General features: G+C 39.3%; 11 protein-coding genes. 7 read left to right on the top strand and 4 right to left on the bottom strand.

Features of this window, described 5'->3' with window-relative positions; all coding sequences use genetic code 11:
• The first annotated feature begins 128 nt into the window (after positions 1 to 128).
• From SPSYN_RS14705 to SPSYN_RS14685, 5 genes are all read left to right on the top strand, one after another.
• Positions 129 to 1556: a UDP-N-acetylmuramoyl-tripeptide--D-alanyl-D-alanine ligase gene (locus tag SPSYN_RS14705; protein WP_161823250.1), complete on the top strand. Its 1428-nt coding sequence runs from the start codon at positions 129 to 131 to the stop codon at positions 1554 to 1556.
• 32 nt (positions 1557 to 1588) lie between these two features.
• Positions 1589 to 2992: a UDP-N-acetylmuramoyl-tripeptide--D-alanyl-D-alanine ligase gene (locus SPSYN_RS14700; RefSeq protein WP_161823249.1), complete on the top strand. Its 1404-nt coding sequence runs from the start codon at positions 1589 to 1591 to the stop codon at positions 2990 to 2992.
• Entirely contained in the window at positions 2985 to 4985 is a 2001-nt protein-coding gene (locus SPSYN_RS14695; protein ID WP_161823248.1) for a DUF2817 domain-containing protein, read from the top strand. The genes SPSYN_RS14700 and SPSYN_RS14695 overlap by 8 nt, the downstream gene beginning before the upstream one ends.
• A gap of 16 nt (positions 4986 to 5001) precedes the next feature.
• Positions 5002 to 6123 (top strand): UDP-N-acetylmuramoyl-tripeptide--D-alanyl-D-alanine ligase, encoded by a 1122-nt coding sequence (locus SPSYN_RS14690; protein ID WP_161823247.1) that lies wholly within the window; start codon positions 5002 to 5004, stop codon positions 6121 to 6123.
• A 117-nt stretch (positions 6124 to 6240) separates the two neighbouring features.
• Positions 6241 to 7464, top strand: a complete 1224-nt coding sequence (locus SPSYN_RS14685; protein WP_161823246.1) for a YheC/YheD family protein — start codon at positions 6241 to 6243, stop codon at positions 7462 to 7464.
• 52 nt (positions 7465 to 7516) lie between these two features.
• On the opposite strand, the gene SPSYN_RS14680 is transcribed toward SPSYN_RS14685, so the two are convergent.
• A complete protein-coding gene (locus SPSYN_RS14680; protein WP_161823245.1) occupies positions 7517 to 8407 on the bottom strand; it encodes a C40 family peptidase in 891 nt (296 codons plus the stop codon).
• 391 nt (positions 8408 to 8798) lie between these two features.
• Here SPSYN_RS14680 and SPSYN_RS14675 point away from each other — a divergent pair, with 391 nt between their 5' ends.
• Positions 8799 to 9911: a YheC/YheD family endospore coat-associated protein gene (locus SPSYN_RS14675; RefSeq protein WP_243153076.1), complete on the top strand. Its 1113-nt coding sequence runs from the start codon at positions 8799 to 8801 to the stop codon at positions 9909 to 9911.
• A gap of 56 nt (positions 9912 to 9967) precedes the next feature.
• Here SPSYN_RS14675 and SPSYN_RS14670 read toward each other — a convergent pair whose 3' ends face one another.
• From SPSYN_RS14670 to SPSYN_RS14660, 3 genes are all read right to left on the bottom strand, one after another.
• Positions 9968 to 11227, bottom strand: coding sequence for an ATP-grasp domain-containing protein (locus SPSYN_RS14670; protein WP_161823244.1), 1260 nt, complete (start codon positions 11225 to 11227; stop codon positions 9968 to 9970).
• 189 nt (positions 11228 to 11416) lie between these two features.
• Positions 11417 to 11842, bottom strand: a complete 426-nt coding sequence (locus SPSYN_RS14665) for a hypothetical protein (protein ID WP_161823243.1) — start codon at positions 11840 to 11842, stop codon at positions 11417 to 11419.
• Positions 11843 to 11900: 58 nt separating this feature from the next.
• On the bottom strand, positions 11901 to 12332 hold the full coding sequence (locus SPSYN_RS14660; RefSeq protein WP_161823242.1) for a hypothetical protein: 432 nt from the start codon (positions 12330 to 12332) through the stop codon (positions 11901 to 11903).
• A 129-nt stretch (positions 12333 to 12461) separates the two neighbouring features.
• Between SPSYN_RS14660 and SPSYN_RS14655 the strand changes: the two genes are divergently transcribed.
• Positions 12462 to 13277, top strand: a complete 816-nt coding sequence (locus SPSYN_RS14655) for a YheC/YheD family protein (protein WP_161823241.1) — start codon at positions 12462 to 12464, stop codon at positions 13275 to 13277.
• The last annotated feature ends 313 nt before the right edge of the window (positions 13278 to 13590 follow it).

The following is a 13590-nucleotide window of genomic DNA, read 5'->3' as shown; positions in this document are numbered from 1 at the left end:
CTAAAAGGAGTAGCACATCAAATAATCATACATATATTGGTATGGGAACATGATTCAAGCATTCGATGAGGCGAAAATGCTAGCTGGAATTGACTAAGTCAAAATCCGATTGAAGGGAGATTAAATGGGTGATTCCTCATACAGTTGAGCAAGTTTTGACAATTACCAAAGGAAAGCTCATTCAGGGGAACGGTAACAATGTTCTTTATGATGCGGCATACCGATTTGAAAGGTTGACTCAAAAAAATACAGTATTATTTTTAAGGATGCAAAGAAGTATAGATTGGAAAAGATTACTCGAATTTACACCTTTAACGTTCGTTACTAACAACATTTTCCCCGAGCTGCAAGCTTTTCAAGATTGCCCTATAATTCAGGTAAATAATATTGATCTTGCCTATTGGAGCTTCGTTGATTATTACAGGAACCTTTTTGACATCCCCTTCATAGCAGTGACCGGTACCTGCGGAAAGACATCAACAAAAGAGCTTATAAAGCATATTCTTGAGCAGGACCGAAAAGTACAGGCTACCCGAGGTAGCGCCAATTCCAGGTTACAAGACCTTCCCTATCTGCTTGGCATTGACAAAACAACGAAAGCCGCAGTAATTGAAACAGCGGTTGGCAGACCGGGGGATCTTGCCGAACATTGCAGGTATTTCAAGCCGTCAATTGGCATTATTACCAACATTGGTGTCTACCACCTTGATGAATGCAAGACTGTTGAAGCTTATATAAATGCCAAAGCTGAAATGCTTGATGGTTTGGACAATAAAGGTACGCTTATTTTAAACGCTGATGATGAAAATACCAAAACAATTAAATTGGAGAGCTTTAAGGGAAAAATCGTTTACATCGGCCTGAATACAACAGCTGATTATCTGGCTTCTCAAATTGAATTTGCCCAAAACGGGATGAAATTCATTTTAAACTATCGGGGCAAAAAGTACCCGGTTTTTGTGCCAGGTTATGGCGAACACCAGGTGTACAATGCCCTGACAGCGATAGCTGCTGTGCACGAGGTCGGCGTTGAAATAGAAGAAGCTACCAAAAGACTACGCTCTTATAAAAACTTTCCCAGGTATATGGAGGTTTTCACCGGCATAAAAGGTTCAACTCTTATCGATGATACCTTTCTTACCAATCCTACATCAATTAAAGCAGCCTTAAAATTGCTTGATTCCCTGGCCAGGGGGAAAAAGAAGATTGCTGTTTTAGGCGAAGTGAATCGGCTCGGCGAGCACAAAGTTAAATACCACCAAATAATCGGTGAAATGGTTGCGGAAAACTCTGTGGATGTCCTATTCACGATCGGAAGAACAGCAGCCGAAATAGGAAGAGCGGCAATCAGAAAAGGATATCGGGGTCAGGTGGAATCTTTTGAAACTATGGCAGGAGTTCACCACAAGTTAACCACCATAATCGATGAAAAGTCAATAGTACTAGTAAAAGGTTATGCCTATGATAAAGCTATGGTAGCCTTGGCCCAAAAGCTTAAAGCAGGTTACACAACATGTGTGTCGGATCTTATGATGCCAACAAAAATGCTAGAGTAACCATAAAGTAAACAGGGAAAGGGTAAGCTTAAATGATTTCAATTACCACAGGAGAAATATGTAGGATTATTCAGGGTAAATTTGTACAGGGTAAACCAGACCTCGAAATTTCAGCCGCAGCAGAATATAAACGACATAAAGTCAGGACAAGAAGAACGCTCATTTTTATCCATAGAAAACAGACAATTGATTGGGACGCACTGAAAAGGGTACAACCATGTGCAATCGTAACGGATAAAGAGGAACGTGAATTAGAGGGAGTCAGAGAAAAAGTAACCGTGATCCGGGTGGAAAAAATACGCGAAGCATTCTGGAGGTTTACAAACTACTACCGAGGATTATTTGAAATTCCTGTAGTTGCCATCACTGGGACTTGCGGTAAAACAACAACCAGGGAAATGATCAAGCACGTGCTTGAGAAAGATTATAACGTCCAGTCAACTATCCATAACTGGAATGAGCCGAAAAGGTCGTTTCAGTATCTTCAAGGAATCGACCATAAAACAGATGCAGCTGTCTTTGAAACAGGTTTAGGGAACCCGGGCAATTTAAGATACCATTGCATGATTTACCAGCCGACAATCGGAATTATTACAACCATTGGCGTTGATCATATTGAGCATTGCAAAACTCTTGAAGGCTATATCCAGGCCAAGGCAGAACTAGTTGAGGGACTGCGACCAGATGGGGTTCTTATTTTAAACGCGGATGACGAAAATATTAAAAAAATATCCCTTAACGGTTTCAAAGGAAAAATTGTTTATTTTAGCTTACTAAACAAGGCGGAGTTTCAGGCCCAAAACGTAAAGTACGCTGAGGGAGGTATGAGATGCACGCTGAATATAAACAATTTTAAATACGATATGTATATACCTGGGTATGGGGAGCATCAGGTATACAATGCGCTTGCAGCACTTGCCGCATTGCATCAGATGGGTATAGGAATGAAACAGGCTGTCGAAAGGCTCAAGTCTTTTAGGAACGTGGAAAGACACCTGGAAATATCTGCTGCATTTAACGGTTCGCTTATGATTGACGATACCTGGAGTACAAATCCAACTTCAATACGAGCCGCCTTAAAAGTACTCGAAGCAATAGAACCAAATAAAAAAAAGGTTTTGCTCATCGGCGATATCCAACAACTTGGCGATTATGATGAACAAATTCACCGTGAGATAGGCAGCTTGATTGCCAGGACAGATATCGGCACCCTCATAACGGTAGGTACAAGTGCTGCACAAATGGCTAGACAGGCAGCAAGAGAACAATTTAAAGGAAAAATAGTTTCATTTGTAGATATAGACCCGGTCGAAAATAAACTAAAGCAGCTTGTGGATGAAAATACAGTTTTTTTAATCAAAAGCTCGCGTTTCAATAAGCAAATGATGCAATTGGCAGAAAAATTAAAGAAATCCACAGCCAATAACGGTGCTTAAGGGGGAATGCTCAATAGACTACACAATACTTGTAAAGACAGTAAAAGCATTTGCCGACGGTAGCAATAACATTTCCATACAGGAAATCGGGGAATCCAGTCATGGAAAGAAACTATTCTGTGTGATGATAAGTGAAAATAAAAAAAACCAGTGTTTAAATAGCTTGCTTGGCTGCAAGCCGCCAAGGGATACAGCAAAGATTCCGGTAGTAATAACTGCTGCCGTTCATGGTCATGAACGCTGCGGCACAGCAGCAGTGCTCAGGCTACTTGAGTACTTTTCTGAAAAAAAGGAATGGCTCAAGCACCTGCACTTAATTCTTATACCTTGTGTCAACCCGGACGGTTTTGAGCATAATACCAGGTTTAACGGAAAAGGCTTTGACTTAAACCGAGATTTCATTACCCAATCCCAGTCTGAAACAAAAGCCATCGTTCGCCTGATTGCCGAGTACAACCCTGTCGTTCTCCTCGATCTGCATGGATTTGTTTGCAAGGATCCTCACAAAATAGGGGTAATTGAACCATCCACTCCACCCCACAATCCAGTCTATGAATACGACCTTTATTTGCAGAATGCTATGCCAATGGCAGAATATATTGAAAAATACCTTCTAGACAACAAAGATACCTTTGTTTCAAAACGCTATAAAGAAATGACTGGAACCTATATCCCCCTCCGTGACAGTACTTCCGGCTGGGATGATTATACCCCGTTCAGCATAGCTATGTATTCCCTACTTCATGGTACAGTTGGTTGTACCATAGAAGCACCGACAAGAGCAGCCGACAGTATCTCCTGGCTTTATCTCGCTGTTTTGGGTGCATGTCGATATATCATTACAAATAAACAGCACTTACTAAAAAATCATATTGAATTTATTAATAGAGGGAAAGAAGGACGTCATCCCTTGCACCCTAACGGTTTTTTCCCTGAGGCATATCTACTACGCAAAAAAAATGCAGAAATAGCTCCTTTAGTTAAATTGATTAACCATTTACAGTGGAACGGTGTTCATATTGATAAAAGAACAAATGACGAGTATTATATTGATTTACACCAACCCAAAGCAATTCTTGCCCACACTTTTTTATGGTCCGGTGAAGATCTTTCCCCAAAGCCATTTAAAATGACCGAACTATGCGCATGGAGTTTGCCGCTGCTTTGGGGTGTAGAGTCTATTCCCCTGTATCGCCGGGAAACTGCTGAAACAACAAAGGGGCAAGATGTTCCCTTCATCCCCCAAAACTTGGCAAAGGTGCAAAGGGATAGCTACGCTACTCCGTTTCATCTATCCCCCAAAAAAATTGCCCTTATCGAAGATGGTGGGTTATACGGGAAAAAGTCCCATGCAGGAGCAAGGGAAGCACTAACGATGATGGGTTATTCCGTAACAGAGCTCCCTCCGCAACAGTTGGCTGCTCAGAGGTCTTTAAATAACTTTACTGTGCTCATTTATAACAGTTATGAACAACTTTTTTATACTGCGGAAAAAATGCCTCAACGGTACAAGAAATATGTGTTCGCATCAATCTCTGAACGGGAAAACGGCACCAAAAATATAATTGAATTTATTGAAGCGGGAGGCATGTTTATCACTATAGGTGCAGGAGGAGCCAGAGTAGCCAGAATTTTTCTCAAGTTGACCAAAGCAACAGTTAACGTCAGCGGGTGGAATAACAATGGCATCGTAAACATACGTTATATCCCCGGTCCGCTGACGGAAGGTTATCTAGCGACAGATATTGGCTTCGTATACCGGCCGGTTTGGTTTACCAACACGACCGAGGCTGTAGTAGTTGCTAATTATGACTCTGGCCCTGGTTCCTTTATCGCAGGGTATTGGCCCGAACACTCAAAAGCTGAAGGCGAAGCGGCAATTCTTACTGAAAAGGACGGCAGGGTGGTACTAATCGGTCCTGAGATATGCCATCGTGCACACACCGAATATCTATACCGTCTTATTGCCAATACCATTGAGCATAATAATTAGAAAGAAGGATGGCAATATGCCTATCGATATATCAGTAAAAAGGCCGGTCATTGCTGTAACCGGCAGTGCAGGGAAAACATCAACAAAAACAATGATTGCAGCAATTATGCGGACAAAATATATTACATTTGAATCGAGCGATTACTGGAATCGGACTGACCATACCGAACAGCATGTTAAACTAATTGGTCCCATCCACCGTGTTGTGGTCCTTGAGTATGGCATGGCGTATCCTGGAGTTATAACCCGGCATTGTGAACTAATTCAGCCAAAAATTTCAGTTATAACAAATGTAGGATTAGCACATATTGGAAACTTTGCAGGGAAAATTGAAAGGATTGCTGCAGCAAAATCGGAAATTATCCACGGAATGGACCCGGACGGTGTTCTTTTTGTAAATGCGGATGACCACAACTCAAAGCTGCTCGAAACGAATGCCTTTAAGGGAACACTAAAAACAGTGGGAATTGACACCCAAGCTGATTATCAGGCTAAAAATGTAAATTTTAGCGAAAACGGAATGTATTTCGAACTTTTCCTTGGGGAAAAGGAATATTCCTTTTCTATTCCGATTTTTGGCCGTTACCATGTTTACAATGCCCTGTTTGCCATTGCTGTTGCAGATTGTCTGGGATTTTCACCGGAAGAAATTCAGCAGGGGTTTAATGAGATGAAAAAACCACGCCACCGTCTGGACATTTACCGGCATGCTGAGGATATCACCATAATAGATGATACGGTTCATGCTTTTCCGGATGCGATGAGAGGAGCTATCGATGTCCTTATAGAAATGGCCGGCAAAAAGAAAGTCGCGGTGCTTGGCAGCATGCCCGGTCTTAGTGACAAGCATCCGGAAGAACACTGGAAGATAGGTGAGTATTTAAAAGAAAAAAAAGTTGATTATATATTTACCTATGGAAATATATCGAAAAATATAGTTATTGGAGCTGTTGCGGCCGGCTTCCCACCCGATAAAGCCAGGCATTATTCCCGGACTGCAAAACAGCTACTCCACCAGGATTTAGCGAAATTGATTGAGCCAGGTTGGACTATTTTGGTAAAAGGGGCAAGCGGGCTTAACATGTATGATACGGTTAGGTACTTAAATAAACATTTCAATAAGAAGGAAAAACGCTGATGGCAGGCAATTTTCCATCAGCGTTTTATTTACCCCTTCATAGGCAACACTCATTGGTTCATTGCACATTAATTATATCGACTAACCATGCTATTGGCCGAAATAGAGGTGTCTGAATTGAAAGTTTCCAAAGGCAGATGGAGCCAATATCTAATTTTAAATTCCGACCCCAATATAACCCAGTATCTATTGGAAGTTAACCTATTAACCAAACAGTCCCTTATTAACTACCTCAATAAATACAACAATATTGAAATATTACCATGTTACGGTCATGATAGCATTTTAATTTATTCTCTGGGGGATGATAAATATAAGGTTGATGGCTATAAAAATAGTGTGATTATAAAAGGGATAGAGCATGTATATAATTATTTACAAGAAAAACTTTTGAAACCTAAAAAGAGATATATAATTAAGCCTAATTTAACAATTCAAGCTCAGCATATAACAGTACAACAAGATCCTATATCTTCCGAGTGGAAAACATCTTCAAATAATTATAATGAAATTGCCGGACGCATTTCCTATAAATTAGAAAAAATTTTCACTGATTGCACAACAATTGTAATAAAAATCATACATGATAAAAAAGGAAAGCCATGGATCACTGATGTGACAATTCACCCATTATTTAGTAAATGGAGTCAGTACCAAATTTTTAAAGCCAGCAAGAAAGAATCCTACCTCATTCCTGTAACCGAAATTTTAACCTATGAATCGCTTTTTAACTTACTTGAAAAGTTTAAGCAGGTAATAATCAAACCCTGCTTTAGTCAATGGGGGTTAGGAATAGCGCAAATTACTATAAAAGAAAACAATGCATATGAAATTCATACAGAGAGAACCAAACATGAACTGGTTGGTCAAGATTGCGTTTTTGAATTTTTGCAAACAAATTTCTTATTGAAAAACCGTTACCTTATTCAACAAAAAATCCCGCTAGCTTTGATTGATGGTAGCATTTTTGATGTTAGAATTCTTATACAATGGGATTCTAAAAATAATGAATGGGTAATAACCGGGAAATTAGCTAAAATAGCTCACGATGGCTATTTAATTACTAATATGGCTAAAGAGTTGCTCCCATTGGATATAGCGCTAGAACTTGCATCGATCAAAAATATAGAAAATAAAATTAGTCAAGTAAGCAAAGATATGGCCAAACAGTTAAAAGAAAACTTTAAGGATATAAAAATTATTGGATTTGATTTAGGCATTGATTTACATGGCAATATATGGTTCATCGAGGCCAACTTTAAACCCGATATTTACATGTTTTATATGTATGATAAAACAATGCATGAACAAATAATGAAAGCTTTAATTGCTTATAAGTAATAGAAACCTCGGGGCCAATCCGAGGTTTCTACTATATTTGAAGTATTATGTTTTACAAAACACGTCTTGCTGTAACAAACTTTGAGCTATATTTTGCATCCGACAGATTTCCTTTAACAACACCTTCCCCTGTTTTGGGGTTAATATAAGAACATACAACGAATTCATTACTGCCACTGTATATCCCCACCAGCGAACGAGATGTTATATTACCTCCTGGTGTGATGGCAAAGAAAAGCAAATCCCCCGGTTGCAATTTATCCTTTGACACAGGCTGTCCTAATCGCGCTTGCTGGTTAGAATACTTTGTTCCCAAATCAACACCGTTTTCTTTACAAACATAATAAACAAATTCGGGGCTATTAAAAGTTAGTTTCGTTTCGTTATATGAACCATATTTGGCTATACCCATCAAACTCTCAGCGGTTTCAACAATACTACCGGCCGGTGTACTATTTTGAGGCAGTAAATAAGTGGGGATGACCCGGCGGGCAGTATAGTAATTCTTGGTGTAATAAGAACCACTTAAATCAGATATAACAATATCTAATTCTTCACTGGCCATATGAATTATTTTGTTATTACCATAATAAATACCAACGTGAGTGGTCGGGTTTTGATCTGTCTTATTGGCATCAAAAAATACCAGGTCACCTTTTTGCAAATCATTTTTGGCAACGTACTCTCCAAGCTCGCTTTGAATATTGTTATTAAGGGTTCCAAGGTCTATCCCGTTTTGTAGAAACACATAATACACATAGCCACCACACCCCATACGCATTGGGGTTACATTTACATTATAGTAACCGTAAACAGCCTGACCAATTAAATCCTTTGCGGTAGTAAGAATTGCATCTGCTTTTTCATCAACTAACCGCTGCTGGTCTTGTGTAAGTGCAGCAGCAGGTCCCGCATTGCCTATTAATAATAAAAAGGCAAACACAATTGTGCTTACTATAGAAACAACATACCTCCTCACAACTTCACCCCTTACTCAAAGTAGTCTGACAGTTTTTGAACAGCTAAAGAATTTTATCATAGAGGTGGTTTTTTGAGCAATTTGGCTATAATAGTTTTCTTGGCCAGGATAAACAGTTATAGCTGCTATTGAGAAAAATTATCTTTATTTATAACCAATTACACCCTAGTTCAAAAATTTGTTAATTATGACGCAACATACCCCCGATTTATTCTAGTTAACAAAATTCATACAAAATCCCTTAAACTGGAACAACCGGCTTGCCCAATCATAACAAAACTAAGGATTAATGCATAAATTAAAGTACTCTGTAAAAATATTAACTTTTTTCGTGTATGTTTGTAATTGAAATGAGGTGCTGTTATTGATTATAGGTATGCTGCATCACCGCAAGGACCCTCAAAAAGTAGTTAAATCCTATGCTTTTGCCGCAGTTGCTAAAGCAGAGGGCGCAGAATTACTTTATTTTACTCCAAAGGCAGTAGATTTTTCACAAAATGTAATTCATGGCTACGTATACGTAAATGGCGTTTGGGAGAAAAAGGACAGTCCCTTTCCAGAGGTAGTCTATAACGCGGGGAGTCCTGAAAAACTGGCCAAGTCGCACAATATAATAGCAAAACTGAAGGAGTTAATTCCATTCACTACCTATTCCATTGGTAACAAAATGAGAGTTTATCAAAGGTTGAAATTGGAAGGTAAGTTTGCTCAATATCTTATTCCCTCTGAAGTTATTCATTCGACCAGAAGATTTTTTGACTTATTTAATACTTACCGTAAGGTTGTGTTTAAGCCTGTAAATGGACGTAAAGGTCAAGGTATAACCTACATCGAAGGTGTGCGTGACCGATATAATATAAGATCCTGTGAGGGTAACTGTGTACTTAGTTTTGAAGAATTACGTGACCTTGTTGCTCAAAAGCTTAGGGATGAGTCTCACCTTCTGCAGCCATACATTAACTGTAAAACAAAATCAGGGATTTCCTATGATGTAAGGTTGCATGTGCAAAAGGACGGTGCAGGAAAGTGGTTAATCACGGCAATTTACCCTCGCTTTGCACCTGAAGGAAGTATAGTATCCAATATCAACAGCGGAGGTTCGACCAACTATTTAATACCTTTTCTGAAACAGGAATTTGGCGATGAGTATTTCAATATTAAGCGTTACCTGGAACATTTTTCGCTCCAGTTAGCTGCTCATATGGATGAAGTGCAACAAAAATACTTCAACGAGAGAATTGACGAACTGGGTATTGATGCAGGGCTGGATGATTTAGGAAAAATATGGGTTTATGAAGTAAACTGGCGCCCGGGCTGCCCCCCGACTTTTTATTTAGAGCTGGATGTGGTCAGGAATATGATTAAATACGCCATGTATTTAGCCAGGGAACGAAAAGATATGTATAACAATATTACAGGGGGAACGTCTATTGGTGTTAAACCCTTTCGTAGAGAAGTGTATGCATAGCCGTCGCCAAAAAACAGGTGGTAGACTCCATTACTCTACCACCTGTTTACTTTCGATTATTTTTCAGACATATTAATTTGGTTTACCTGGATAGTATCCACACCCGAAAGCAAGAACTTAATTTGAGCCGCAGCTTGTTTAGCATTTTCTTTTGCTTCCTGCTCGGTACTACCTTTGGCTATAACATACGCGTACCTATCTCCCATGGAAAGAGGAGGAGTAAGCAACCTGCCCTTGCGCGGCTTCACATATACTTCTAAAACGCCGGGGGCTCTTAAAGCCTTTTTTTTACCAGTAACTTTCATTAAATAGCCAGTTTGCGAGATAATTAGATATTGTGCAAAAACAGGTTGCTTAAACTTTGCCCGTAGATTCGGCTCTTGACCGAGGGCAATTTTTAGCGTTTCCTCAACCAAATTGATACCGAAACCAAATTCAATTAATTTGTTCATACCTGCACCTGATATGCGAGGGTTTATTTCAATTAACTTCCATTCCTGATTAACCAGGCGCAATTCCAAATGACAAGCTCCTGACTCCATCCCGTGGAGTTTTATAATTGTACTTACAGCCTCCCGTAAACTGTGTAAAAAATCTGCTTCCAGATCAAGCAACAAACTATAGCCAGTGACAATAAATCTTTTGCTGAAGGTAATTTCCTGCTCAATTATAGCAATAATATAAATCCCTTGTTGGTAAACAACTGCTTCAACTAAATATTGTGGACCATCTAGATATTCCTCAATTAGTATGGGGACTCCAGGATATTTTTTGTCCAGTAATTCCATATATCGTTCCAGTTTTTTTTCACTATTAATTACGTATACGTCTTTAGAACCCGTGGAATTAGGTGATTTTAAGATAAACCTGGTCTGCCGACTGTCTTCTCTTCTGAGCGAAATCCTGGATAATTTATTCGACAGAACCTGATATTTAGGGACATATGGTGTTTGCGCGAGAACTTCACGGGAAAGAATTTTATCCTGCATCGTTAAAACAGCCTGCGTGGAAAAATGGTTAACTCCGAACTCTTCGGCCATAAGACAGGCCGTATAGCAATAAGGGTCAACGAAACTAATAATGCTGTAAATATCAAGGGCTCTTAAGGTAAGAGCTCTTATATTATTGCGTATTTCTTCAATATCTTCTAAATTGCATAAACGCATCAAATGAACATCAGGAAATTCAGAACGTTTTTCCCAAAATGAAGAGCGTTTTGTCAGCAGCACGGTATAATACCCCAGTCGTTCTGCAGCTCTTATGGCTTCTCTGCTTGAACCGGATTTTTGGGTCTCAATGAATACTATTGTTTTCATAGCTTAACCAATACCTTTCATCATAAACTTAATAACCTACCGAAAGTTCAAAGCTTCAAGTTATATTATTCAAGGCATAGGTTAAATGTTTGACATCGGGCAAAATCAAACGCAGCTCTGGACCTAAAAAAAATACCCCTTTACACGGGGTAATCCGTAAATATATGTTAGTTGTATCGGGACGTACGTTTAAAATTTTCCAGTAGCTATTAAAGACCCCTGGGGTACCTTAACAACCCCGCCTTGACTAAAAAAATTTGCTATAACGAATGATTGAACGGCGTCATTTTCCGCAGGTTTGGGTTGATCAACAAATTCAGCAACAAAGTGACGCTGGAAACTGGTGCCGGCAAAAGCTCCTTTGCCCTCTACCCTAACCACAGAATTATCCCTTATCTTTCGGCAAGTCACACAGCTTATTTGACAGGCTTCGAACCGAAAACTCCTAGCACCATGATTTTCCTCTCTAAACTCCAGGGTCAGATTAGAGTCGAAACGCGGGTCTGCACTTACATTCACCTTATAGAGCAAGCTGCCATTTATAGCTCCGGGGATGTATGCAAATCTTACTTTAACTCTTTTTGCAAAAGCTTTAATCGTTGAAGATGTAACCATACCACAACAACTCCGAAGACCCATTTTTATTAGCCCCTTTCTTTATTTACCCATAAAACTAACAGCCAACTGAAATAATAGAACCCTGGGGCACTGGTACAGCCCCGCCTTGATTAAAGAAACCACTGATCATGAATGACTGCACTAAATCATTAGCAGCCGTATCCGGTGTGTCTCGAAATTCGGCAAAAAAGGTTCTTCCACCAGTACCTTCGCCCGCAACTGTAACCACACATGTATTACCCATTGATAGGCAATTTGTACAGGTAATTTTGCTGGCTTCAAAAGTAAAACTCCTATCTGGAGGTCCAGACTCGGTTTGGGTGAATACAAGAGTCAAAGTAGATGCTTCAAGAAAATCAACACAAGCATTTACTATATAACGCAGATTGCCACGCACAGTCCCTGGCACACCAACAAATTGTACATTAACATCTGTTGCAAAAGCCTTGATAGTGGTAAATACACCGCAGGTACAACGAATACCCATTTTCCCCTCCCCCTTTCTATACTGTAATATATTTCCACAATCCATAATATGCAAATAAAGGTCTAATCGTGTATGAACATACTTGAATATAATAATTCAATTCAAATAAATTAAAATGGAGTTGGCGGTATGAGAGTAAAGAAAGGAAGATGGAGTCGTTACCAGATTTTAAGATCTGATACCGAACTCTCTAAACACCTGACACAAGCCGAGCTTTTAAATTCAGAATCGCTAGATATGTATATCAATCAATACCAAAATGTACAAATAATGCCATGCTATGGTTATGAGCGAATTTTTATTTCTTCGCTGGGACAGGGACATTACAAGGTACACGCTTACCATAAAGAGGAAATGTTCAGCAATATCATCGGCTTATATGACAATCTAATCAATCGTGGCATACTGAAAAGTAAGAAATATTATGTTGTTCAACCCAGCTTACAAGAGGGAGAACGCGAGTATTTGGTAACAATGCAACGTATTGCGGTTACCCGGCAATGGGAAGAACCATTAAGTGAACCCAGACAAGACACAAACATGGTGGCTTGTAACAGTCTAGCTAAACAGGCAGTAGAATGTTTGGAGGAATCTTTGACTGAATATATGACAGTTGTAGTGAAAATAATTATCGACGAAAAAGGCCAGGCATACGTGGCAGATATACAGGCTCACCCTCCATCAAGCAAGTGGGCGCAATACCAGGTTCTAAACGGCACTGGAGAAGATTTGTACCTGATACCGGAAACACAACTTTTTGATGAGAGCTCGTTCTTTTATCTACTTCAAAAGTATAAGCAAGTATTTATCAAACCTACTATTGGCCAGTTGGGGTTTGGGATTGCCCAGGTCACCTTAAAAGAAAATAATGCGTATGAAGTTCATTCCGGGAGGATAAGTAAGGAAATATTCAATGAAACATATTTAATTAAGCATTTTGCATAATTTCTGTAGCATAAAATTCAATGCCATAATTTAGAACTGCAATCGCATTAACTTAACACAGTTATGGTAAGTTGCTATGCTAAATGCTATTTTATAACTGTGGATAATCAAAAATGGACAAAAATACCCCTTTGAGCTATAGAGAGTTTTAAAATACCAGTATCGCCTAAGCTACCTGCTTTACAACTTTGGGCTCAAATACTGAAACCATCGCTGTGGATAACATTGCAATACATGATAATAAGACACGCGCTTTTACTTTTTTGAACCCTCGCACATTTAAGTTTTTTAGGCTCAGGTATTCTTTAAGGCG

This window comes from Sporotomaculum syntrophicum, from assembly GCF_009932395.1.
Lineage (GTDB): Bacteria > Bacillota > Desulfotomaculia > Desulfotomaculales > Desulfallaceae > Sporotomaculum > Sporotomaculum syntrophicum.
Note: the sequence above shows the minus strand (reverse complement) of the source record. Positions and strands in the feature narration are given on the sequence as shown.